This window comes from Paeniglutamicibacter antarcticus, assembly GCF_039544305.1.
Classification (GTDB): domain Bacteria; phylum Actinomycetota; class Actinomycetes; order Actinomycetales; family Micrococcaceae; genus Paeniglutamicibacter; species Paeniglutamicibacter antarcticus_C.
On record NZ_BAABLK010000027.1, the window covers coordinates 19,309 to 43,223 of the forward strand.

Below are 23,915 nucleotides of genomic sequence, written 5' to 3' on the forward strand. Positions count from 1 at the left end.
GGGTGCGGCTATTCGCCGTGGTGGATCAGAACCGGGCACTTGGCGTGCGCGGCCAACGAGCTGGAGACCGAGCCCATGACCAGGCCGGTGAAGCCGCCGCGGCCGCGTGTGCCCATCACCAACATGACCGCATTCTTGGAGGCCTCGATCAGATTGGGGGCTGCCGGGCCCATGACTACCTCACGCTCAAGGTTCTCCGGGATGTCATCGCCGAACGCCTGGACAATTGACTTCTCCAGGGCATCGCGGGCGTCCTGTTCAGGTGCCCAATCCGGGGTGTAGTCCTCGAGCGCGACGCGTGGAAGCCAAGAGGTGAAGGCCACCAGCTCGTTACCGAGCGCAGAGGCAAGGGTTGCTGCGTAGCGCAGTGCGGAGATGGACTGTGCTGAACCGTCAATGCCGACAACGATCCTGCTGCGTGGGGTGTTTTCCATGGTGAAGCGCTCATTTCCTCAATCGGGGAAGCCTGATCCAAGGTTCTCCCGTAGGAGCCTGTTGGAATCATCATACCCTTGCCGACCAGACCTTTTCTACTGCTTGTAGAAGTTGCGGAATGACATTAACGCCACGGCGCCGAAGATCCTGCCTCAAGGCTCGTTTGCCCGGAAGGGTTAAACAAAAGAAGTCGGTGAGCTACGCGCTGTCCCGGAGGCGCTCTGTAGTAGCTGCGTATCCAAAGCCGAGCGCGGCTCGCCGCCTCCACCCGGGAAAATCCCGAGCCAGAAAAGCTAGTCCTGTTGAGTGGCGGTCTTGGCAGGGTTCTTGTCAGACATCCCCAAGATGTGCTGTGGGACGCCGAATGCCAGCATCGCCAGTACGAAGCAGGAGATACCCGGCCACCAAGCATTTTCCAGCGTCCAGAACGACAGCGAGTAGAGGCAGCCAAGAAACAGGACGAAGAACACCACGAAAGCGATGGTGTTACCGGCCCCGCGGCCCTGGCCCGAATGAGCTAAGTTCTTGCCGTTCGAGTACACAGCGATTCTCCTAAAGTGATCAGATTTCAGTGCACGTGCAGGGTAAGACTAATAGCCCTCGGTGCCTTGTTCACCCTCTACAATAGCAACACCCGAGCTCGATCCGAGCCTCGTGGCGCCGGCGCTGATCATGGCGCGGGCTGTTTCCAGTGAGCGGACCCCCCCGGAGGCCTTGACACCGAGGTCGGGGCCTACCGTTGCGCGCATCAATGCGACGTCTTCCAAGGTTGCGCCCCCGCCGCCGAAGCCGGTGGAGGTCTTGACGAAATCTGCTCCGGCACGCACCGCGGCGCGGCAGGACAGGATCTTGGCCGTCTCCTCGAGCATGGAGGTTTCGATGATGACCTTCAAGATCGCTCCGGCCTCATGCACTGCGTCGGCAATGGCGGAGATGTCCGCCACCAACGACTCCTCGTTCCCTGCGGCGGCCGCGGCAATGTTGATGACCATGTCGATCTCGCTGGCGCCGTCGGCGATCGCCCCGCGTGCCTCGAAGACCTTTGTGGCGGTAGGTGTCGCGCCGAAGGGAAAACCGATCACCGAACAGGTCAGCACGCCCGAACCGGTCAACGCCTCGCTCACGGTGGACACCCAAATCGGATTCACGCAGACGGACTTGAACCGGTACTTCGCGGCCTCGGCACAAATGCGCTGGATATCCGCCAGCCCGGCATCCGCATTCAGGATGGTGTGGTCGATGTACGAAGCGATGTTGTTCTCGTTGGTGCTCATGGGGTTCAGATCAGGCTCCTGGTCGAAAGGCAGATGATGAAAAGGGTACATGGTGCGCTGTTAGCCCTGCAGCAGTGAGGCGAGTTCGCCCTTGATCCGCTCGAGCTGCTTCGTGGCGGCAAGGCGGGCTGCGGGCAGGTCCCCGGCTGTGGCTACCGGTGCGATGGCTTCGAGATAGCACTTGAGCTTGGGTTCGGTGCCCGAGGGCCGGATAATCACCCGGGTGTTGGCCTCGGTCAGGAAGAGCATTCCGTCAGTCGGCGGAAGGTTCGCACCCAGTGACAAGTCTTCTAGTTCGGCGACGGGTTCTCCTCCGAGCATCGCAGGCGGGGTAGCCCGCAATGACCTCATCATGGTGTCCAACCTAGCCAAGTCCGTCACGCGCACCGAGAGCTGGTCGGTTTGGTGCAGTCCATGGTCCAACGCAAGTTGGTCGAGCACCGCAGGCAGGGAGGAACCCGCGGCCGTGAGCTCCGCCGCGTAATCGGCCAGCAGCAACCCCGCCGAGATGCCGTCCTTGTCGCGAACCAGGCCCGGGGCCACGCAGTAGCCCAGTGCCTCCTCGTAGCCGAAAGCCAGGTTCGGTACGCGGGAAATCCACTTGAAGCCCGTCAGCGTGTTTTCGTGCGCCAGCGAATGGGCCGAGGCAATCGAAGCAAGCATCCGTGAGGAGACGATCGAGTTTGCCAGCACCGCACCGGTCGCGGCGTTTTCGGCGCAGCGTGCCCCCAGCAGCCATCCCACTTCGTCCCCACGCAGCATCCGCCATCCGGTGTCGGGGAACTTGACCGCAGCTGCGCAACGGTCCGCGTCGGGATCGTTGGCAATGATGAGGTCTGCGTCGGTTTTGGTCGCCAGCTCCAGGGCCAGGTCGAGGGCCCCGGGTTCCTCCGGGTTAGGGAAGGACACGGTGGGGAAGTCAGGGTCCGGTTCGGCCTGTTCAGCCACCAATCGCACCCGGGAAAAGCCCGCGCTGCCCAGCGCGAGGGAGATGGTATGCCCACCGACCCCGTGCATGGGCGTGAGGACGATCCGCAGTTTCTCCCGGGCGGCGGCCAGGTCGTCGCCACCGGCCCCCATAGCCGGGGGAACGACGCAGGAAATTGCCCGCAGGTAGGCGCCCTCGATATCTCCGGCTTCCCCCGCACCGGGCAGTACTTCCCAGCCTTCTTTGACCAGCGCGATTCCAGCGATCGGTTCGTCATGGTCGATCTGTGCGGCTATTTGCGCATCGACAGGGCTGACGATCTGGGCGCCTTGGCCCCATGTGGTTTCCACACGTCCGCCGAGGTAAACCTTGTAGCCGTTGTCGGCCGGCGGGTTGTGGCTCGCGGTGACCATGATCCCGGCCTCGGCGCTGAGCTCGCGCACGGCCCAGGCCAGTACCGGCGTCGGCAGCGCGGTTGGTAGCAACTGGACCTCGATGCCCGCTGCGCTCAGCACCGCAGCGGATTCGTCGGCAAAAACATCGGAGTTGTGCCGCGCATCGAAGCCGATGACGGCCTTGGGAGTGTAGCTTCCGTCCGCCTTGGCCAGCAGGAAGCGGCCGATTCCCGCCGCGGTGCGCCGCACCACCATCGAGTTCATCCGGTTGGGACCCGGCCCCAGTTCGGCCCGCAACCCGGCGGTGCCGAAGGCAAGGAACGAAGAAAATCGATCCTCCAACTCCGCCAGCGCGGCGTCGTCCCCGCCCCGGACCTTGCCGCAGAGGGCCTCAAGCTGCGCCCGGGTGCGTGGATCGGGGTCCTGGGCAGCCCAATCGGCGGCACGCTGAAGCAATCCGGGTTCCTGGTCGGGGGTGCTCATGGTCGTTAAGTCCTTTGCGCGATGAAAACGGGTGCAGGGCGTGGGTGCTAGAGCTTGGCGACGATGCCGGCCAGCAACGCGGAGATACGCGGGCCCGCGGACTGGCCTGCTTCGATGACCTCGGCGTGGCTCAAGGCGCCCTTGGAGATGCCGGCCGCCAAGTTGGTGACCAGTGAGATCCCGAAGACCTCCATGCCGGCGTGGCGCGCGGCGATGGCCTCGAGTGCCGTGGACATGCCCACCAGGTCGGCACCGATCACCTTGGCGTACTGCACCTCGGCCGGGGTCTCGTAGTGTGGGCCGGTGAACTGCGCGTACACCCCGGAATCCAGTGACGGGTCCACCTCTTTGGCCAGTGCGCGGATGCGCGAGGAGTATAGATCCGTGAGGTCGACGAACGTGGCGCCCTCCAGCGGGGATGTGGCGGTGAGGTTGATGTGGTCCGAAATCAGCACCGGGGTGCCTGGGGTCCACGCCGGGTCCAGCCCGCCGCAGCCGTTGGTCAGCACCATGGTCTTCGCCCCGGCGGCAGCGGCGGTGCGTACGCCATGGACCACGGCACGCACGCCCTTGCCTTCGTAGAAGTGGGTGCGGGCACCGAGCACCAGCACGCGCTTTTCGGAGGAGGTGAGCACCGATGAAATCGTGCCCACGTGCCCGGGTACGGCTGCGGCATGGAAGCCGGGCAGCTCCGTGGCATCGATGCGGTGGGTGGTCTCACCGATAAGGTTTGCCGCCTCACCCCACCCGGAGCCGAGCACCAGGGCAATGTCATGTCTCGGGACGCCGGTGAGTTCGGCGATCTTCTCGGCGGCGGCTGTGGCCAGGTCAAAGGGGGCAGATGCGTTATCGATCACGGGGTTAAACCTACCGGTGGAAGCACTGCTTGTCAGGTGACGGGCTTGCGGCCCGATGCGCGCAGCGGGAAACCCACTGATCCGAGTGGCGGCAAACTCCGTGCGTTGTGCACTTCTCTGCGCCGTAGGGAAGAATGGGGGATCGTGAGTGCACAACGCGATATCAATTCCCCCAGACTCGTAGTTCTCGGCGGTGGCCCCGGTGGCTACGAGGCCGCGATAGCAGGCGCCCAGCTCGGCGCACAGGTCACCGTCGTCGAACGAGCAGGAATGGGCGGTTCGGCGGTGTTGACCGACGTCGTACCGTCCAAGACCCTGATAGCCACGGCCGATGCCATGCGCAGGGTGTCCGGAGCACGGGATTTCGGCGTCATGGTCGGGGACAGGGACACCGAGACGGTCGCCGACCTGTCCGTGGTCAACGCCCGACTGCTGGAACTGGCCCGGGAACAGTCCTCCGACATCCACATGGGACTTGAGCGGGTCGGCGTCCGGGTGGTCATCGGCGACGGCAAGCTGCTCGATGCCTCAACCGTCGAAGTGACTCGCGCCGACGGCAGCATCGAAAAGATCGACGCCGACGCCCTGCTGGTTTCCGTCGGGGCACATCCGCGCGAACTGCCCACCGCGATTCCCGACGGTGAACGCATCTTCAACTGGACCCAGGTCTACAACCTCAAGGAAGTCCCCGAGCACCTGATCGTCGTCGGTTCCGGCGTCACCGGTGCCGAGTTCGCCTCGGCCTACAACCTGCTGGGCACCAAGGTGACCCTGGTTTCCTCGCGCGACCGCGTGCTGCCAGGCGAGGACGCCGACGCTGCAGAAGTCCTCGAGGAGGCCTTCAAGCTCAACGGCGTCAACGTGGTGGCCAAGTCCCGCGCTGAAGCCGTGGTCCGTGACGATGATGGGGTCAAGGTCACCCTGAGCGATGGCCGGGTCATCGAAGGAAGCCACTGCCTTTTGGCCGTCGGCTCCATCCCCAACACAGCAGGCATCGGGCTGGAAGAGGCGGGCATCAAGCTCACCGAGTCCGGCCACATCAAGGTCGACGGGGTTTCGCGCACCACCGCAACCAACGTGTATGCCGCGGGTGACTGCACCGGCGTCTTCGCCCTTGCCTCGGTCTCGGCCATGCAGGGCCGCATCGCCATGGCCCACCTGCTGGGCGACTCGGTCAAGCCGCTGAAGCTCACCGAGGTCTCCGCGAACATCTTCACCTCGCCTGAAATCGCCACCGTCGGCGTCACCCAGCGCATGGTGGAGGACGGCAAGTACCAGGCCGACATCATCAAGTTGAATCTGGCCACCAACGCCCGCGCCAAGATGATGAACGTGACCCAGGGCTTCGTAAAGATCATTGCCCGTCGAGGTTCCGGAACGGTCATCGGCGGTGTCGTGGTTGCCCCGCGTGCCTCCGAACTGATCTTCCCCATCGCCATGGCCGTGCACAACAACCTCCACGTCGATGACATCGCCGAAACCTTCTCGGTCTACCCATCGCTCTCCGGGTCGATCTCAGAGGCGGCGCGCCGCCTCCACGTCCACCTCTAGGGACTTTTTCACCGGCGCTCCTACCGGTGCGGCACCGCGCATGGGCCGTCGCTGGTCGCATCCCTACCGGTGCGGCCCGCGACGGCACTTGCGTTTAAGCCGCGATTGGACGGCACACCAGAGGATAAGGTTGCGTATTTGGTGAGACATCCAGCACACTTGTCCAAATAATGGAACGAGTGTCCACGCAGTGGACGTGCAACCTAAACTTGTCAGATAACAACTCGCATGAACCCACCAAGAGAATCACGAGCCCATGTCGAACAAGACCGCGGTTACAGCACCAACAGAAAACACACGCGGACGCGTGCTGTTTGCCAGTCTCATTGGCACCACCATTGAATTCTTCGATTTCTACGCCTATGCCACGGCATCGGTCCTGGTTTTCCCGACGTTGTTCTTCCCCAACGCGTCAAACGTCAACGCGATCCTTTCCTCATTCGCGATCTTCGGCGTGGCCTTCGTGGCCCGCCCCGTGGGTTCGGTGCTCTTCGGGCACTTTGGCGACAAGATCGGGCGCAAGGGTACCTTGGTGGCCTCGCTGCTGCTCATGGGCATTGCGACGTTCCTGATCGGGTTCCTGCCCCCGGCGCAAGGCAACTTCGTGGTCCTGGCTCCGCTGATGCTCGTGCTGCTGCGCTTCGCCCAAGGCCTGGCCCTTGGAGGGGAATGGTCCGGTGCCGCATTGCTGGCCACGGAGAACGCCCCGGCAAACAAGCGCGCTATCTACGGCACGTTCCCGCAGCTTGGCGCGCCCATCGGCTTCATCATCGCCAACCTGATCTTCGTGGGACTGCAGATTGGCCTGACTCCGGAGCAGTTCATGGCCTGGGGCTGGCGGATCCCGTTCATTCTTTCCGCGGTAATGGTTGCCGTGGGGTTGTGGGTGCGGCTGAAGCTCGTTGAATCCGTCTCCTTCCAGAAGGTTGTGGAGCAGGATAAGGTGGCAAAGTCCCCGTTCAAGACAACGATGACGCACCACTGGCGCCAGGTCCTGGCCGGAACATTCATCATGCTGGCCACCTACGTGCTCTTTTACCTCATGACCTCTTTCACCCTGACCTACGGCACCGCCCCGGCCACCGTGGAAGCCGCGCGCGCAGCCGCGGAAGCAAAGGGCAAGGTGTTCGATTCCGCCGCGGAGGCTGCCTTCGCCCCGGGCTTGGGCATCGACCGCCCCGAGTTCCTGACCATGCTGATCATCGGCGTCGTCTTCTTCGGGATCTTCACCGTGGTCTCGGGCCCGCTGGCGGAGAAGTTCGGCCGCCGCAAGTTCCTGATCTGGGTCACCTTCGGCATCTTGGCACTGGGAGCGTCCTGGGCACTGATGTTCGGCCCGGGCAAGGGTGCTGCCATGGCCGGGCTCATCCTGGGCTTCACCCTGATGGGGCTGACCTTCGGTCCGATGGCCGCCTACCTTCCCGAGCTCTTCCCCTCGAATGTTCGCTACACCGGCTCGGCCGTCGCCTACAACCTGTCATCGGTGCTGGGTGCCGCCCCTGCATCGTTCGTGGCGATCGCGCTGTGGCAGTTCGGCGGTGGCAACACCACCTGGGTGGGGATCTACCTGGCCGGCGCCGCGGTGCTCACGCTCGTGGCGCTGTTCCTGACCAAGGACACCACCGACGTCGACTACGAGAACAATGTCGCTTAAGGCACATGCCCAACCGGTCGCGCTGAACGCGGCGACCAGCTAGGACCGTCCGGCGCCCGCTTACCTCTTGAAGGAGCGCGGGCACCGGACGCACTAAAGCGCCGTTGCCGTCCGGGTTCGACCGGCTATTCGCCGACGAGGCCGTCAATGCTCTCGCGCAGGAGATCGGCATGGCCGTTGTGCCTCGAGTACTCCTCGATCAAGTGCACCAGGATCCAACGCACAGACACCTCGCCGTGGAGCGGCACCAGGACCGAGCGACCCAGCGGCTCGCTGCCGAGGGCCGCATCGCTGAATACCACCTCGTCCTTCCATGCCGTGAACGAGGCTTGGACACCGGAGGCATCCAGTTCCGGGAAATCGAAGTCGGTGTCGCATCCGTCATCCAGCCAATACAGCGGGGCATCGTCCTGGCCCATGAGTGAACACCTGACCCAGAAACGCTCCACGTCGCTCAGGTGGCGCACCAGTCCCAACAGCGACAGCTCGGAAGGCGGCACGGAGCGGGATGCCAGCGCATCGGCATCGAGACCGGAGCACTTGGCCTCGAGGGTTTGTCGTTGGTAGTCCAGGAACCCCATCAGCGTTTCGAACTCGGACCCGCACGGCGGGGGATCTAGCCGCGGGTCGGTGCCCTCTGCAAACATTTCCGGTGCCATGTCCACCAGCCTAGGACCTTTGGCCCGTGGCCGGTCATCCGGCGGTATCCCGGGGTGTGCAAAGGAAGGCACTGGCGGCAGGGACCAAGGGCGGCCCGGCCACCATAAGATGGCTGAACCGCCCTTGGGACGTGTACTGATGGGATGGTCGGCTACTCGCCGATGGACGCCAAGACGGTGCCGGCCGAAACGGTGTCGCCCGGTACCGCGCTGAGCCCCGAGATCACGCCGTCGCAGTGCGCGGTCAATGGCTGTTCCATCTTCATGGCCTCCAGGACCACGATGAGGTCTCCCTCGCAGACGGTGTCCCCGTCGGCGACGGCCACCTTGACGATGGTGCCCTGCATGGGGGAGGCCAGATCGGCCCCCGAGGTACCGGCTGCCGCAGAGGATCGCGAGGACGGGCGCTTCTTCTTACGGGTCTTGCCGTTGGATCCCGATCCCAGCGAACCCAGGGATGCGGGAAGCACGACCTGGAGGCGCTTGCCGCCGACTTCAACGGTGATCGCATTGCGTCCGGCGTCCTCCTCGGGGGTTCCTGCGGTGGCAGGGTCCCAGGAGGGGATCTGGTTGTTGAACTCTGTCTCGATCCAGCGGGTATGGATAGAGAACGGACCGGATTCGGGGGTGAATGCCTCATCGGCCATGACCGCGCGGTGGAAGGGCAGTACGGTGGGCATTCCCTCGATGCGGAACTCATCCAGCGCCCTACGGGCCCGCTGGGCCGCCTGTGCGCGGGTGGCGCCGGTGACGATGAGCTTGGCGATCATCGAGTCGAAGTTCCCGGAGACGGTCTCCCCGGCCTCGACGCCCGAATCCACGCGTACCCCGGGCCCGGTGGGCAGGTTCATCGTGGTGATCGTGCCGGGGGCGGGCATGAAATCGCGTCCAGCGTCCTCGCCGTTGATCCGGAACTCGAAAGAATGGCCGCGGATCTCGGGGTCGGTGTATCCAAGTTCCTCGCCGCGGGCCATGCGGAACTGCTCGCGGACCAGATCGATCCCGGTGATCTCCTCGGAGACCGTGTGCTCGACCTGCAATCGTGTGTTGACCTCGAGGAAGGAGATGACGCCATCCTGAGAGACCAGGAACTCGCAGGTGCCGGCGCCGATGTAGCCGGCCTCGATCATGATGGCCTTGGAGGCCTCGTAGAGGCGCGTGTTCTGTTCCTGCGTCAGGAACGGGGCTGGGGCTTCCTCAACCAGCTTCTGGTTGCGGCGCTGCAGCGAGCAGTCGCGGGTGGACACCACCACGACGTTGCCGTGGGCATCGGCCAGGCACTGGGTCTCGACGTGGCGAGGTGCATCCAGGAAGCGTTCGACAAAGCACTCGCCGCGGCCGAAGGCTGCAACGGCCTCGCGAACCGCCGATTCGTAGGCCTCCGCGATTTCCTCGCGGTTGCGCACCACCTTGATGCCGCGCCCGCCTCCGCCATAGGCAGCCTTGATGGCCAGAGGCAGCCCGTGCGTGTCGGCGAAGGCCAGCACCTCCTCGGAAGAGGCCACCGGGTCCTTGGTGCCGGGTACCAGCGGGGCTCCGACCTTCTTGGCCAGGTGGCGGGCCTGGACCTTGTCGCCGAGTTGTTCGATGGCTGCCGGTGGCGGGCCGATCCAAATCAGCCCGGCATCGATCACGGCCTGGGCGAACCCGGCGTTCTCGGCCAGGAAACCGTAGCCGGGGTGAACGGCATCGGCACCTGAACGCTTGGCGACCTCGATGATCTTCTCGATGTCCAGGTACGACTCCGCGGCCGTGGAACCACCCAGCGAATAGGCCTCGTCGGCCAGACGGGCGTGCAGCGCCTCGCGGTCCGGTTCGGCGTAGACGGCAACCGAACCGATGCCCTCGTCGCGGGCTGCGCGGATGATGCGTACGGCGATTTCTCCGCGATTGGCGATGAGAACCTTCGTCAACTGACTCATGGCAGGGGTTAACTCCTTAAATATGCTCTTGTGGAGCCTACCCGCGCTTGTGGGATATATACCCCCAAAGCCCCCTGTGTCGTCACTAAGTCACCGTTTCTTTGTAGGACTCCTACAACTCACGGACTTGTCGCGATCCTCGCTCCTTGTCCGTGGATGCCTCATTGCAGCGGGTGCTCAGCGCGCATCGCTGCTAGTTGCGCGATTTCTTCCGGGTGACGGCGCTGGTTGTTGCCCACACTGCGCACAGCAGTGCTGCCATCGAGGAGCTCATCACGAGCATTCCTTGCGAGTGGCTGGTGAGTCCGTAGATGAACAGGGCGGCCATGGATGCGATTCCCATCGCGAAGCCGAGCCAAGCGGACTGTGAGCCGTTGGCGGGGGTGCGGTTCGGGGTGTTCATTGTTCCTCCTACGTCGTGGTATTCATTCAGCGTAGAAACTACTTTCCAATTATGTAAGTACTTTTCATGAACCAGGAACCATTCGTCCGGTGTAACGGTGTGGCAGGGGGAACCTGGCAACGGCGGGTCCGGAAACCGGCGACGATGACGAACCCGCCTCGAGGCGAGTTGCTGCTCAGAGCCAAACGTCGGTGATCGAGAGCCCTGCCTCGTGGAGAAGCTCGCGCAAAGTGGCGACGTTCAGCCCGATCACGGTGTGCGGGTTGCCCTCGATGCCGCGGATGAAGGCGGACCCGCGTCCGTCAAGGGTGAACCCGCCGGCGCACGGCAACGGCTCGCCGGTCGCGACGTAGGCAGCGATTTCCTCGGTGCCGATGTTCTCGAAGTCTACGCGTGTGGAGGAAACGGCGCCGATGGTCGCCCCGCTGCCGCCGTCCTCGTCTTCCTCGGAGCGGTTGTCGACCAGCCAGTGTCCGGTATGCAGGATGCCGGACTTCCCGCTCATGGCGGACCAACGCTCGGTGGCTGCCTCTGCGGTGTAGGGCTTGCCGTAGACGGCTCCCTCAAATTCGAACACCGAATCGCAACCCAGCACCACTGCGCCGTCGGTGCTCTCCAACCCCGCCACGTCTTCGGCCTTGGCCTTGGCCAGCAGCAATGCCGTATCCGCCGGACCAAGCTCGCCGAATCGCTCGACGGCGCGAGCCAGCGCCATGTCCTCATCCACCGTGGAGACCTGGATGGCGAAGTCGATTCCGGCGTCGGTGAGCACCTTGGCGCGGCCCGGGGAAGCCGAGGCCAGCACCAGCAACGGAAGGTCCTCGGGGTTCTCGATCTCCCCGCGGGGATCGGTGGCCGGGGAAATGGTGGTGGCGCTGTGCTTCGGGTTTTGACTCATGCATCAACCGTATCCCGGGCGGAGGGAGGATGCGGGCCACCGGGATCCTGGTTGTCCCGGGCACCGTGCGCATCGGGCAGAGCCTCGATCTTCGAACCTTCCACGTCCACGTCCGGCAGGATCCGATCCAGCCAGCGCGGGATGTACCAGGCACGATGCCCCAGCAGGTGCATGATGGCCGGTGTTAACGTCATCCGCACGATGAAAGCGTCAAAGAGCACGCCGATGGCCAGCGAGAACCCGATCGCGCGGATCATCGTCAAGTGGGAGAACACGAACCCGGCGAACACACTGGTCATGATCAGCGCGGCCGCAGTGACCACCGGAGCGGCGTGGGCGAACCCGGAGCGCACCGCGGCGCGCGCCGCTTCCCCATGCACAAAGGACTCGCGCATCCCGGCGACCAGGAAGACCTGGTAGTCCATGGCCAGCCCGAAGAGGATCCCGGTGAGCAGGATCGGCAAGAAGCTCATGATCGGCCCGGGCACGTTCACGTCAAACACGCTGCCTAGCCAGCCGAACTGGTAGACCGCGACGGTTGCACCGAATGCAGCCGCCAAGGAGAGTAAGAAGCCGGCCGTGGCAAGCAGCGGAACCACCACCGAGCGGAAGACCAGCAGGAGCAGGATCAGCGAGAGGCCCACCACGATCCCGATGTAGGGCGGCAGAGCCTCGGCGAGCTTCTCCGAGACGTCCACCTGCGCGGCCACCTGGCCGGTGACCGCGATGTGCGAACCGGTCTCCTGTTCGATGGGCCCGGCAGCGTCACGCAGCTGGTGCACCAGCTCCTCGGTCTGGGCGCTGGAAGGGCCTTCGGCGGGGATGACCTGGATGGCGCCCAGGTTCCTTTCGTCGTTGACCCGCACGGGGATCGCGGCCACCACGCCGGGCATGGCGCGCAGCTGATCGGCAACATCCAGGTTGGCTTCATCGGCGCCGCGTGCATCAAGGTCCGGCGGCAAGTCAGCGAGCACCAGCAGCGGGCCGTTGAAGCCGGCGCCGAATGCATCGCTCATCTGCTCGTATGCCTTGTAGGCACCCGAATCCACCGGTTCGGCGCTTCCGTCGGGCAGTGCGGTGCGCAATTGCATGGCCGGAAGGGCCACGATAGCGAGTACCGCAATGCTGGCGATCGTCGCGATCCACGGGCGGCGGGTGACTTTCGCGCCCCAGCCGCGGTTTCCCGCATCATTGCGCGGTGCCTGCGGCTCGCCCCCGCCGGCCCCGGCACGGTTCCATGCCCGCTTGGAGATCAGTTTGGTGCCGATGAATCCCAGCAGCGCCGGGGTCAGGGTGATGGCGATGAGCACCGCCATCATCACGGTGAATGCTGCCGAGAGGCCCAGCACGCTCAGGAACGGCAGGCCAGGGACGGCGAGCGCCGAAAGCGCGATGACCACGGTGAGCCCGGCGAAGACCACGGCGTTTCCGCTGGTCCCGGTGGCCCGGGCGATGGATTCACCCACCGGAACCCCGTCGAGAAGTTGGCGGCGGTGCCGGTGCACGATGAACAACGAGTAGTCGATTCCCACCGCCAGTCCCAGCATCAGCGCCAGGGCGGGGGTGATCGATGCCATCTCTATCACCGAGGACAAGGCGAGGGTTCCACCCACGCCGGCCCCCACGCCGAGCACGGCCATCAGCAGCGGAAGGCCCGCGGCAACGAGGGTGCCAAGCATGATCAGCAGCACCGCCGCGGCAACCGCCAGTCCAATGATTTCCGCAGCACCGAAGATCGAGGAAAGGTCTTGGAGGATCTCCTTGGAGAAGAGCACCTCGACGCCGGCTGCCTCCGGCCCCTCGGCGATGGCCTGGATGTCCGCGCGCTGCTCGGTGGTCAGGGAGTCGGTCTGGCCCACGAATGTCACGTGGGCCACCGCGGTGGAACCGTCGGCGGAGACAAAGCGCATGCCGGTGGACGCGCCGGCCTGGCGCTTGGCGAATTCCAAATCGGACTGTCCGGCGGCCATGTCCTTGGTGCCCTGTTCAAGCTTCTTCGCGGCATCGGGCAGACCCGCGGACTGCTCGTCGAGGGACTTTTGCCCGGCGTCGAGCTTGGCCTGGTTCTCATCGATTCCCTGCTGGCCGGCCACCAGCGTGGCGGCGTTTGCCTCCAGATCGGCACGGCCGGCACGCAGCTGCGCTTCGCCGGCGGAGATCTTGGAAGCGGCGGCCTCCAGCTTGGCGCGGTTGGTGGCCAGTTCCTTGGCACCGGCATCGAGCTGTTTCTTGGCCGCCGGCAGCTTGGCGGCAGCCGCGTCCAGTTCGGCCCGCTGCGACTTCAGCGTTTTTTGGCCGCCGGCAAGTTTCTTGGCCCCGGCGTCGAGCTCAGCCTTGGCCGAGTCCAGTGTTTTCAGGCCCTCCGTGGCTTGGGCGACCTGCTTGAGTCCGGCCTCGGACTGGCCCTTGGCCTGGAGCACCACCTTGGCCTGTGCGTAGAGCCCGGGATCGGCGCCCTTGCCGTCCAGGGTGGTTTTCAGCTGCGCGATCTGTGCCTTCAGCGTGGCAATCACCTGGGGGTCCTGCTGGTCCCGGGGAAGCGCGAGCATGTGTTTGAGCGCAGCCTCGGAGGTGGCAAGCCCCTGTTCGGCCTGTGTGATGCCGGCGTTGATCTTTTTGAGTCCTGCATTGGCCTGCGCCAATCCCGTGGTGGCTTCCTTCTTGGCCTGGGCCAGCTGCTTTTCGACGGTGGCGCGGCTTTGGCCGCCCAGGATCTTCTTCATTCCGGCCTTGTGCTCGGCCCGGCCGGCAGCAATCTTCTTGGCGTTTGCATCGAGTTCGGCCTGGCCCGCAGCCAGTGCCTTGTGCCCGTCGGTGACCTGCTTAGCGCCGGCCTGGTATTTGCTGTTGCCCGCGTCCCAGTCCTTTTGGGCGCCAGATAACTGGCCCTGCCCGCTCTTGAGCGTTGCCGACCCGGCGGCGAGCTTCTTGGCGGAGTCATCGAGCTTGGCCCTCCCGGCATCGAGCTGGGCCTGGCCGTCGGCGAGTTCGGTCTTGGCCGCCTCCAGCTGCTGCCGGCCTGAATCGATCTTGGCCTGTGCCTTCTTGATCGCTTTCTTGCCCTCGGGGAGCTTTCTCTTGCCTTCTTCGAGGTTCTTGGCTGCCTCGTCAAGGGTTGCCTGTCCCTCGGTGAGCTGCGCGTCGGCTTCGTCGAGCTGGTCCTGCACCTCGAATGGCTTGGCGACCTCGGTGACCTCCGACTGCCCCGCAAGATCAGCCAGCGAGGACTCCACGGCATCGCGCTACGCGGTGGTGAAGCCCATGGCGTCCTGGGTGCGGAAGACGATGGATCCGGTGCCGCCGGCCAGCTCGGGCATCTCCACCTTCATCCGGTCCAGCGTGCGTTGGGTCTCGATTCCGGGGATGGAGAAGGTGTTGGTGAGTTTGCCCATGAAGGCGCCCGCGCTGAGCCCGATGGCCAGCAGCAGCACTGTCCAGATGCCCAGCACCATCCAGCGACGGTGGTAGGCCAGGGCCCCAAGGCGGTAGAGGAATGAAGCCACGATTAGTCCTGGGCCTTTCGCTGGTGCGGGGCACGTTCTCGCAGGGAGGGGAAACCGTCGCGCACTTGGGCGATGGCCTCGGCGAGGGTGGCGCGCAGCATCTTGGTGCGACGCGGATCGGCGGGATCGGAGTCACCGGAAAGTTCGCGGGACCATTGGGCGAAGGCGGCCTTGCCGGCTCCCACGACGCAATGGGCGAAGACCGTGGCTGCCAGCGGCGTGCCATGCGGGGTGCGCGCAGTGATGATCGCGGTGAGCGCCTCGGCGCAGTCGTTCCACGCCTCGAGCTGCATCCTGGCCATCTGCGGGTGCTCGTCAACCAGCAGGTAGAGGCTCGCGATGGGCTCCAGCAGGGCCGGGTCCACGAGGGATTCCACGATGCTCACCGCGGCAGAAAGCAGCTCGAGTTCCGGGTCAAGTTCATCGAGCACGGCGACGGCGTTCTCTAGCAGGAGCTTGGTCGGCTCGTTCAGCGCGGCTTCGATGGAGGGGAAGTAGTTGAAGAAGGTGCGGCGCGAGACCCCGGCGGCATCGGCAATCGATTCGGCCGTCAGAGCGTCGTACCCGCCGGATTCGAGTTGATCGAAGGCGGCGTGCACGATGGCCTGGCGTGTGGCGGCCTTGTTGATTTCGCGTCGCGAGGGCGCAGGGGAGGTGATCACTCGCTCTACACTACGTGCAAGTTTGCATTGGGTGCAACTTCGTTTGGGTCCGGTTGTCGATGTTGAGGAGGAGACAAAAATGGGCGGGCCATCTGGTTTTCCGGGAGCTTGCGCCTCCCGGGAACCAAGCGGCCCACCCATGATTTTGCCGTGACTATCCCAAGGCTGCGGTGCTAGCCTACTGTTGCCGGGTCGGGGTGCCGTTCCTTGGATTCCGCGGCTTGGGCATCAGCCTTGGACTCATCGCTGAACGGGTCCCCGTTCCGCGGGGCGTTGTAGAGCTCCTCATCGAGGATGCCTTCCCGCTTGGCGACGATGGTCGGAACCAATGCCTGCCCGGCGACGTTGACCGCGGTGCGGCCCATGTCCAGGATCGGGTCGACGGCCAGGATGAGTCCCACGCCGGCCAGCGGCAGGCCCAGGGTAGAGAGTGTCAGGGTCAGCATGACCACGGCCCCGGTGGTCCCGGCGGTGGCAGCCGATCCCAGCACGGAGACCAGTGCGATCAACAGGTAATCGGTGAGCGCGAGGTCGATGCCAAAGAACTGTGCGACGAAGATCGCGGAGATCGCCGGATAGATTGCCGCGCAGCCGTCCATCTTGGTGGTTGCGCCCAAGGGCACTGCGAAGGATGCGTAGCCCGAGGGGACGCCCAGGTTGCGTTCGGTTACGCGCTGGGTCAGCGGCAGGGTGCCGATGGAGGAACGCGACACGAAGCCGAGCTGCACAGCGGGCCAAACACCGGAGAAGTACTGCTTGATGCTCAACCCGTGCAGGCGCACCAGCACCGGGTAGAGCACGAAGAGCACCAGGGCCAGGCCGATGTAGATGGCCAGCGAGAACTTGCCCAGCGCACCGATGGTGTCCCAGCCGTAGGAAGCCACGGCATTGCCGATCAAGCCCACGGTGCCCAGAGGGGCAAGACGGATGATCCACCACAGGATCTTTTGGATCACGGCCAGGGTGGCTGCGGAGAAGTCTAGGAATGGCCGGGCGGCTTCGCCGACCTTGAGCGCGGCGATGCCCACGGTGATAGCAATGACCAGCACCTGGAGGACGTTGAAGCTCAAGGAGGTGCTCACCTCACCGGTTTCGGCCACGTCAGAGGTGGCGCCGAGTCCCAGGAAGTTGGAGGGAATGATGCCTATCAGGAAGGCCCACCAGTCGCCGGTGCGTCCGGTGAATTCCTCCGGGGTGCTCTGCCCGGTGCCTGCGCCAGGGCGCAGGATGGTGCCCAAAAGCATGCCGATGACCACGGAGATCAGCGAGGTGATGGCGAACCAGAGGATCGTCTGCCAGGCCAGCCGCGCGGCATTGGTCACCTTGGAAAGGTTGGCGATCGATGCCACCACGGCGAAGAAGACCAAGGGGATCACCGCTGCCTTGAGCAGCGAGACGTAGCTGGAGCCCAGCGTAGCCAGAGTGGTGCCCAGGCCTGTGGGCGTGTCCTTGGAATGGCCGGTGTACTTGGCCAGCAGGCCAAGGCCAAGACCCACGATCAGGGCGATGATGATCTGCGGGCCAAATGCCGTGGCCCAAGCGGGGATGCGCCTCTTGGGCGTTGATTTTGAGGTAGTCACGTAACGAAGCTAGGTCGTCAAGCCCGGCGAAGGACAGTCAGCATTGAGCCATGTTACGAAGGAGGCCCTGGGACTGCCTTGGAATGGGGGGTTTGTGGGCCATCACACATTTCGGCCGCCCGGTGTTAAGCTGGCCATGCCACCTACACACAATCGATGCGTGCTGGCACTTCTTCGCGCATGCGCGACGTGGCCCGCGGGCCCCGCGGAAGACCTGACGGGCAACGGAGGCACGAAACGCATGGTTTGGGGGAGGGCCAAAGATGGGCTGACCAGAAAGCGTCTCGACCGACTGCTCGATCATGCGGTGGCATCCCCCTTGGTCATTGCCAGGGCGCCGCGCGGTGCCGGCAAACGGGTGGCTGTTCACGGATGGCTTTCCCGAAATGAGCCGCGGGACCATAGCTGGAGTTGGATCGATTGCGATGACTCCGTGGAGTCCTTGGAAGCCGAACTGCAACGCCACTTTGTCGATGCCACGGATCCGGACTCGCACCTGGTGGTGCTCTCCGGGTTCGGGGTCCGGCACGAAGGCCCGTTCAAGCGCATCCTGGAAAAAATGGTTCGGGAGCATCCCGGACGCCGGTTGCTTATGATGACCCGCGAGTATCTGGAACTTGAACGTCGACGCACGTTGCTGCCATTTGGGGTCACGGTGCTTCCACCGTATGAGTTCAGCTTCAACGCGGAGGAGGCGGCGGCGTATTTCCGCGGGACCGCTTTGGAACAGTTCGCCATGCATTTGGCCAAGGACCTGGGGGGTACGCCGCAGCTGATGCGTATTGCCAAGCTGCGGGCCGAAACGATGGAGCGTCCGGTTCCTGCCCGGGCTTCGGAAAAAACCGACGAGCCGGCTTCGCCCCTGCTTTCGCCAAGCGTTGGGCTGGGCCAAATCGATCCGCAGTCCAAGTCCTACCTCTCAGGTGTTCGCCGGGCCGTGGCCCGTGATGTGAAAATGATGTTGGATGCCGAGGCATTGGCTCCGGGGCAACTTGACTTCCTGGCGCGGCTCGCCGTGCCCACGGAGGTGCCCTCGGAATTGTTGCCCTTGATCGCACCGAATCGCTCGGGGAACTGGTTGCCGGACTTGGAACGCCGAGGTTTGGTCTTCCGGTCTTCACGAAACGTGGATGCGGAATACGCCCTGCACCCGGTGCTTCGGCAGGTGCTGTTGGAGAGCTACATGGCCTCGGATGCCCAGCGGCTGAAGTCGTTGCAGCGCATCTGTGCGCGCTTCGAGATGGATCAAGGGTCCGCGTTTCGCGCCCTGCGTCATGCCTTGGCGATCCCCGACCACCAACTGGCGTCCGATGTCTTGCGCATGCATCTCGATGAGTACATCACGGGTGAATTTGGCATCCGAAGTGCCCCGTTGCTCGACGAGCTCCCGATGGCAGTGCTGGCCAGGTTCCCGCTGCTGGCCATCTGCTTGGCTATCGCATACAGTGCCACGGGAAAGTTTAAGCTCAAGACCTTGGAACTGCTGGCTTTGGCGGCCGCCGGTGCCCGCACGGTGGGGCGCAAGATGCCGCCCGTCGATCGGCTCTTCATGGTGGTGATCGAGTCGGTGGCATCCAGGCTTAGCGGGATAGGTGAGTTGTCGCTGCGCACAGCGCGAGGCGGCGTGGCGATGTATCGGGAGATGAGTCCCGAGGAGCGTGACCGACTCGGATCGTTTGAGGGGCCGATGCTAGTGCAGTTGGCGTTGAGCCTGCACGCCGCCGGCGCTGTCAACGAGGCACTTACCGCTTCGGAGATGGGTGTCTCGGCGGATCATCGGCATAACAGGACGGAGAGTGACAGGTATGCGGCGACGGTCCAGGCCTACCTCCATGCCATGGGCGGGGACATCCACAGGGCTTCCGCCGTATTGGCTGAATCCTTGCCTGAGCATTGGTCCAATCCGGAGACCAACGCCTACTTCGCCAGTCCCTTCCGGATTGCTTCGTTTATATGTGCCGTTGAAGGGCAGCGTTTTGATGATGCGGCCAGATGGGCGCAGTTGCTGCGCATCGATGAACACAACAACGAATTTTGGCCGGTCATTCGATGGGCAGATGCTTTGCTCGCGGTCATTAGCGGCGAGACGGCGACGTCGTTGGTGCGTATGCAGGGATACCTGGTTCGAGAACGCGAACAGCCGGTCGTGCAGAAGAACGGCAAGCAAATGCTTATTTCTGCCTCCTGTCTGTTGAACCTTGCGGTGGGCGATTCCGCTTCTGCGCTGAAGATCGCCGCGAAGTCCGGTCAAGAAACTTCGCGGGCTTTGCTGCAGGCTCGGGTGCGGTTGGCTCGCGGTGAAGCGGCGGAGGCACTGCGTTTGTGCACGGTGCTGGGGTCCACCGTGCAGCCTCGTACGCGATTCCAACAGGCAGTTTTGGTGTTGGGTGCGACGTTGCAGCTGGGCAACGCCCCGGCTGCGGCACAGGCGTTGCTCACTGTCGCAGCACTGGGACGGGAATACGGATTGGGGCTGTCCCTGAATCTGTTGCCGGGACCGGACCTGGAGCGGGTTCTGGCTGCGGCCAAGGAGCTGGGCATCAACCTCAACATCGACCAGCGAATAACCTCGAACATCCCCGGAGGGCTGGGCGGTCCGATGCTGAGCTCGCGGGAGCTTGCGGTACTGGGTGAGCTGCTTTCCACCGGAAGGACAGCGGAAATCGCCGAACGGCAATTCGTGTCGATCAATACTGTCAAGAGCCAGCTGCGCAGTATCTACCGCAAGCTGGAGGTTTCCGACAGGGCTTCTGCATTGGAAGCGGCACGGGTCCAAGGGTTGTTCACCATCAAGGAGTTTGAAGCCATCGAGTAGTTGTGCTTCAGCGGGATTCCGGACACGTCGCACGATGCGTCGATCGGTGCGCTTCGTGCGCGGTTGCGGTGGCACTCGATGAGCCTCGAGGAAGGGGTCTTCCACCAAACCTGACTCGGAATAGTCCCTATCTCGGCAGTGATGCAGCCCCCAAGCATTGCATCCGTGCCATACTTCGAACTTCTCAGGCGATAAACGCTTTAGTACGCGAGGTGGAGTTTCCGATTTCCCGGGTATTGGTCACATCAACGTTGTTCTTAGTGTCACGTATAACTATCGCAGGATCCTGTTCTGAATTCAGTCCTGGAGTGCCCTTTCACCCTTGACTTCACCCTAAAACCTATGCCTGAATCCACCGATCCGCTTCTGACCGTTGTTTGTTCTCGGCGGTCAGGGGCGGTTTCGACTTCGGACGCGGAAATCTTGCTGACCTCACTGCCGGTGAGTGGGGTGTTCCATGATGGTTTCTTGGTATCGCCGGTGACAGCTGGTTGGACGGTTTCTATGCGACTTGGAGTGGTGCGTGGAAGGCGGTGTAGAGCCGTTCCCATGCGGGTTGCCAGGGCCAGTTCACCGGCATGGGGAATCTAGTTTTCTTGGCGCTTGTCGCGATATGAGCCGGTACGTCGACGAGCTTTTGACGCACCGCAGCGTTCTTGGCCTTGGTCAAGGTTCCTGATGCGAGGATCTCGGTGGCGCGGGCGAGGTTCCAGGCCATGACCGCCGCAACCAACCAGGACCTGTTCGCCCCGAAATGTCCTGAGGACATATGTGCCACGGCACTGTCCTTCCAATCCGCGTTGATCTGCTCGATCACTGCGTGCTGGCGGTGGGTTTTATCCGCTGCGACGGTGTCCAGGGCCTTTGCACCGATGGTGGTGAAGAACGCGTGGAAGCAGTGATCGTCAAAGAGTGTTCCTTGGCCCGGGGCGGCTCTGGGGTTCAGCTCCGGGATCCGACGCACCACCAAACGTCCAGGAACGCGTTCGGCTTTCTTAGGGGGAGGAGAAGGCGGTGAAATCGATTTCGGCTTTATTCGGCGATGGAAACCAAGGCTTTGGTGGTCTCGTCAAAGATTGCATCGGTGGAGTGGGTCATTTTCCACGCCTTGGCCGGGGTCTGGGTGATGGCTCGTTTCACCGCCGGGTCCATACGGGCCGTCACCGAGATTTGTGCACCGGCGGCCATGGCTGCCGATATCGGAGCGTAGCCGTAATAGGCGGAGTCGAAACGGCAGCGTATTGGGGCACCCGGTTGGCAACGCTGCACTGTGCATACTGCTTCGGCAACTAGGTTCTTGGAGCCGCATGCCGAGTTCGCCGTTCCTTTGCGCAAGCGTCGGGCCGCGATGAACGGGACCGAGTCCTGTGTGGAAACGCTGGCCGGCATGACGTTGAGTCCACGAACACCGGAGTATCCGTAACCCACGCCCTGCTACTTGTATCCGTGGACCACAAGGATTGTGTTGTCCGCGGCGAGGTAAACGTACTGATCAGTGGCAACGTCTCCCAGCAGCGGGGCTTTGCGGTTCAGATCCAACGGAAAGCGGGATGCCACCGTGTCGAACTGGCGCACGTGCCCGAAGGTGAAGGAGCACAGGAAGGATCCCAGGGTCGATCGTGTGTAGCAGGCGGTGAACATCTTCTTCATGGCTCCGTGGCGAAGCATGGCCGAGCCGTCAATGGAATCGGCACCGGCGAGCATCCCGGCGACAAGGGAAACGAGCTTCAGCCCGGCGTTCGCGCCCTTGTCCGTGGGTACGCTCAACTGTTTGCCGGCCAAACTCATGCAGCTGTGCCTTGCTTGCTTGGGTCATGGCCGGTAGCAGTCCTGCGGTGGAGACGTGGTTCGGTTCATCGAAGGAACCTGACACAGCTGAGGGATGGCGGGAAGCTTGCATCTACGAGGTGCCGTTTTTCCTTGGAAAGTTGTTCTGTGGTAAGTCCAACGATCCGTGAGAAGACGGGCATTTCGTGTTTAAACCGCCGGAAACCCAAAATCTTCGGTGGATTAAGGCTATGGGAATGGACAAACGCGTCGGGAGTGATCCCGTATTATGCAAAACGGCTAGTCAGATATCGTGGCATTTGGCATTTGGCATTTGGCGTTGGAGTGTTGGCAGGGGCACCGCGGCCACCATCTGTTCAGACGGTGCCCGCGGTGCCGTACACAAAGTTCTCGACTAGGCGAGCAGGGCCTTTCCCAGGGTGTCAAGACCCACCGAGCCCAGACCCAGCGCCTGGGTGTGGAAGGCCTTCAGGTCGAAGTCTTCCCCGGCGCGGACGGCTCGCTCATCGCGGATCTGTTCCCACAAGCGCTGCCCGACCTTGTATGAGGGTGCCTGGCCCGGCCAGCCGAGGTAGCGGGTGAACTCGAAGTCCAGTTGCCCGCGGGAGATGTCCAGGTTCTTTTCCAGGAACGCGTAGCCGCTTTCGCTGTCCCAGGTCCCGGATCCCCATGCCTCGGGGATCTCGAGTTCCAGGTGTACACCGATATCGAAGACGACTCGGGCGGCACGCATGCGCTGGGCATCGAGCATGCCCATGAAGTCGCCCGGATCGGAGAGGAAGCCCATGTCGTGCATGAGGGATTCGGCGTAAAGCGCCCACCCCTCGCCATGGCCCGAGACCCAGCACGCGTGCCGGCGCCAATTGTTGAGGGTGTCGCGGGCCATGACCGCGGTGGCGATCTGGAGGTGGTGGCCCGGAACCCCCTCGTGATAGACGGTGGTGAGTTCGGCCCAGGTGGTGAACTGGTCTTCGCCCTCGGGCACCGACCACCACATGCGACCCGGACGGCTGAAGTCATCCGACGGTCCGGTGTAGTAGATGCCGCCCTCCTGGGTGGGGGCAATCATGCACTGGATGTTATCCATCGGGGCGGGTATCTCGAAGTGGGTGCCGCCCAGGGCTGCCAGCGCCGCATCGGATTTCTCCTGCATCCACACCTGCAACGCCTCTGTCCCTGACAACTGGCGGGAGGGATCCTGGTTCAGGACTTCCTTGGCTTCCTCGATGGAGGCACCGGGGAGGATTTGCTCCGCTACGCGTTCCTGTTCGGCGATGATCCTGGCCAGTTCGTTCACGCCCCATGCATAGGTCTCATCCAGGTCCACGGCTGCGCCCAGGAATCGGCGAGACATCAATGCATAGTATTCGCGCCCCATCGCGTCCTTTTCCGGCGCAAGCGGCAGCAGTTCGCGCTCAAGGACCTTGGCAAGGCGCAGGTAGGCTGCCTTGGCGGCCGCAGCGCCGACGGCCAAGGCCTCGCCGAGCTCAGGATCCACCGCGCTGCCGGCTTCGGCGAGGGAATCGAAGAAGCCGCCGTCCTTGGCGTAGTCGCGCCCCTGGGTGATCACGATCGAGACCTGGCGCTCGGCGGCTACCAGTCCGCGGGCGCCGGAGTCGCGCAATGAGGCGATGTATCCGTCCAGCGCTGCCGGCACGTTGTGCATCCGCTGGGCAATGAACCCGTAGTGCTCGGAGGTTTCCTGTGGCATCAAGTCGAAAATGGCACGCACGCCCTGGGCGGGGGAGGCGATGTTGTTCAGCTCTGTCCAACGCGTCTGGGCGATCTCGATATCCAGGCCGAGTCGCTCGCGCATGGCATCAAGGGTGGTTTCGTCGATGGCGTCCACGGGCGTAAGCGGTTCGAGCTTCTCCAGTGCCTCGCGTGCAGCGGCGGTCATGGCAGCAACCCCGGATGGTGAATAGTCCGAGTAGGCTGCCTCGTTGCCCGGCAGCCCGAGCTCGGTGGAAAATTCCGGAACGAGCTCGAGCAGGCGGGTGAAGTACTCGTTGGCGACGGCGTCAATGGCGCTGGGGGTGCGCACGGGTATGGAGTTGGTCATGACACCAGCCTAGGCGCTTCTGAAAGCGTTACTGAAGAACTTGGCG

At 63.7% G+C, this 23,915-nt stretch carries 17 protein-coding genes and 1 pseudogene; 3 read left to right on the forward strand and 15 right to left on the reverse strand.

The features are described 5' to 3' along the window. Window positions 1-8: 8 nt before the first annotated feature. The 5 genes from ABEA12_RS07985 to ABEA12_RS08005 form a co-directional block, all read right to left on the reverse strand. A complete protein-coding gene (locus ABEA12_RS07985) occupies window positions 9-434 on the reverse strand; it encodes a universal stress protein (protein ID WP_210101673.1) in 426 nt (141 codons plus the stop codon). 294 nt (window positions 435-728) lie between these two features. Continuing rightward, window positions 729-977: a hypothetical protein gene (locus ABEA12_RS07990; RefSeq protein ID WP_210101672.1), complete on the reverse strand. Its 249-nt coding sequence runs from the start codon at window positions 975-977 to the stop codon at window positions 729-731. 48 nt (window positions 978-1,025) lie between these two features. Continuing rightward, window positions 1,026-1,709: a deoxyribose-phosphate aldolase gene (gene deoC, locus ABEA12_RS07995; RefSeq protein WP_210101671.1), complete on the reverse strand. Its 684-nt coding sequence runs from the start codon at window positions 1,707-1,709 to the stop codon at window positions 1,026-1,028. A 60-nt stretch (window positions 1,710-1,769) separates the two neighbouring features. After that, a complete protein-coding gene (locus ABEA12_RS08000) occupies window positions 1,770-3,515 on the reverse strand; it encodes a phospho-sugar mutase (RefSeq protein ID WP_210101670.1) in 1,746 nt (581 codons plus the stop codon). Window positions 3,516-3,562: 47 nt separating this feature from the next. Continuing rightward, window positions 3,563-4,372: a purine-nucleoside phosphorylase gene (locus ABEA12_RS08005; RefSeq protein WP_210101669.1), complete on the reverse strand. Its 810-nt coding sequence runs from the start codon at window positions 4,370-4,372 to the stop codon at window positions 3,563-3,565. A 144-nt stretch (window positions 4,373-4,516) separates the two neighbouring features. On the opposite strand from ABEA12_RS08005, the gene ABEA12_RS08010 reads away from it, so the two are divergent. Continuing rightward, a complete protein-coding gene (locus ABEA12_RS08010; protein WP_210101668.1) occupies window positions 4,517-5,923 on the forward strand; it encodes an NAD(P)H-quinone dehydrogenase in 1,407 nt (468 codons plus the stop codon). A 256-nt stretch (window positions 5,924-6,179) separates the two neighbouring features. Beyond that, window positions 6,180-7,577, forward strand: coding sequence for an MFS transporter (locus ABEA12_RS08015; protein WP_210101667.1), 1,398 nt, complete (start codon window positions 6,180-6,182; stop codon window positions 7,575-7,577). 125 nt (window positions 7,578-7,702) lie between these two features. Here ABEA12_RS08015 and ABEA12_RS08020 read toward each other — a convergent pair whose 3' ends face one another. The 8 genes from ABEA12_RS08020 to ABEA12_RS08055 form a co-directional block, all read right to left on the reverse strand. Continuing rightward, the gene (locus ABEA12_RS08020) at window positions 7,703-8,236 is read right to left on the reverse strand and encodes a DinB family protein (RefSeq protein ID WP_345467529.1); all 534 of its coding nucleotides are present in this window, start codon (window positions 8,234-8,236) and stop codon (window positions 7,703-7,705) included. 152 nt (window positions 8,237-8,388) lie between these two features. Next, window positions 8,389-10,158: an acetyl/propionyl/methylcrotonyl-CoA carboxylase subunit alpha gene (locus tag ABEA12_RS08025; protein ID WP_210101666.1), complete on the reverse strand. Its 1,770-nt coding sequence runs from the start codon at window positions 10,156-10,158 to the stop codon at window positions 8,389-8,391. A 193-nt stretch (window positions 10,159-10,351) separates the two neighbouring features. Beyond that, a complete protein-coding gene (locus ABEA12_RS08030; RefSeq protein WP_210101665.1) occupies window positions 10,352-10,561 on the reverse strand; it encodes a hypothetical protein in 210 nt (69 codons plus the stop codon). Window positions 10,562-10,736: 175 nt separating this feature from the next. Then, complete coding sequence (locus tag ABEA12_RS08035; protein ID WP_210101664.1) at window positions 10,737-11,459, reverse strand: Maf family protein; 723 nt, start codon at window positions 11,457-11,459, stop codon at window positions 10,737-10,739. Continuing rightward, complete coding sequence (locus ABEA12_RS08040) at window positions 11,456-14,692, reverse strand: MMPL family transporter (RefSeq protein ID WP_345467536.1); 3,237 nt, start codon at window positions 14,690-14,692, stop codon at window positions 11,456-11,458. Before ABEA12_RS08040 ends, ABEA12_RS08035 begins: the two co-directional genes overlap by 4 nt. Before the next feature lie 9 nt (window positions 14,693-14,701). Beyond that, a complete protein-coding gene (locus ABEA12_RS08045; protein ID WP_210101663.1) occupies window positions 14,702-14,962 on the reverse strand; it encodes a hypothetical protein in 261 nt (86 codons plus the stop codon). Window positions 14,963-14,964: 2 nt separating this feature from the next. Further along, window positions 14,965-15,624 (reverse strand): TetR/AcrR family transcriptional regulator, encoded by a 660-nt coding sequence (locus tag ABEA12_RS08050; RefSeq protein ID WP_210101662.1) that lies wholly within the window; start codon window positions 15,622-15,624, stop codon window positions 14,965-14,967. 173 nt (window positions 15,625-15,797) lie between these two features. Continuing rightward, on the reverse strand, window positions 15,798-17,204 hold the full coding sequence (locus tag ABEA12_RS08055; RefSeq protein WP_210101661.1) for a dicarboxylate/amino acid:cation symporter: 1,407 nt from the start codon (window positions 17,202-17,204) through the stop codon (window positions 15,798-15,800). A 433-nt stretch (window positions 17,205-17,637) separates the two neighbouring features. On the opposite strand from ABEA12_RS08055, the gene ABEA12_RS08060 reads away from it, so the two are divergent. Beyond that, complete coding sequence (locus tag ABEA12_RS08060; protein WP_345467540.1) at window positions 17,638-20,019, forward strand: helix-turn-helix transcriptional regulator; 2,382 nt, start codon at window positions 17,638-17,640, stop codon at window positions 20,017-20,019. 502 nt (window positions 20,020-20,521) lie between these two features. On the opposite strand, the pseudogene ABEA12_RS08065 reads toward ABEA12_RS08060, so the two are convergent. Both ABEA12_RS08065 and ABEA12_RS08070 read right to left on the reverse strand, forming a co-directional pair. Further along, a pseudogene (locus tag ABEA12_RS08065) lies at window positions 20,522-21,919 on the reverse strand (IS1380 family transposase). A gap of 282 nt (window positions 21,920-22,201) precedes the next feature. Beyond that, the gene (locus ABEA12_RS08070) at window positions 22,202-23,869 is read right to left on the reverse strand and encodes a DUF885 domain-containing protein (protein WP_210101660.1); all 1,668 of its coding nucleotides are present in this window, start codon (window positions 23,867-23,869) and stop codon (window positions 22,202-22,204) included. Between the last annotated feature and the right edge of the window lie 46 nt (window positions 23,870-23,915).

Bases quoted from the DNA above. Each gene is read 5' to 3' on its own strand.
- ABEA12_RS08030 (WP_210101665.1), bottom strand. From the start codon at position 10,561: ATGAACACCCCGAACCGCACCCCCGCCAACGGCTCACAGTCCGCTTGG.
- ABEA12_RS07985 (WP_210101673.1), bottom strand. From the start codon at position 434: ATGGAAAACACCCCACGCAGCAGGATCGTTGTCGGCATTGACGGTTCA.
- ABEA12_RS08015 (WP_210101667.1), top strand. From the start codon at position 6,180: ATGTCGAACAAGACCGCGGTTACAGCACCAACAGAAAACACACGCGGA.
- ABEA12_RS08000 (WP_210101670.1), bottom strand. From the start codon at position 3,515: ATGAGCACCCCCGACCAGGAACCCGGATTGCTTCAGCGTGCCGCCGAT.
- ABEA12_RS08025 (WP_210101666.1), bottom strand. From the start codon at position 10,158: ATGAGTCAGTTGACGAAGGTTCTCATCGCCAATCGCGGAGAAATCGCC.
- ABEA12_RS08070 (WP_210101660.1), bottom strand. From the start codon at position 23,869: ATGACCAACTCCATACCCGTGCGCACCCCCAGCGCCATTGACGCCGTC.
- deoC (WP_210101671.1), bottom strand. From the start codon at position 1,709: ATGAGCACCAACGAGAACAACATCGCTTCGTACATCGACCACACCATC.
- ABEA12_RS08020 (WP_345467529.1), bottom strand. From the start codon at position 8,236: ATGGCACCGGAAATGTTTGCAGAGGGCACCGACCCGCGGCTAGATCCC.
- ABEA12_RS08035 (WP_210101664.1), bottom strand. From the start codon at position 11,459: ATGAGTCAAAACCCGAAGCACAGCGCCACCACCATTTCCCCGGCCACC.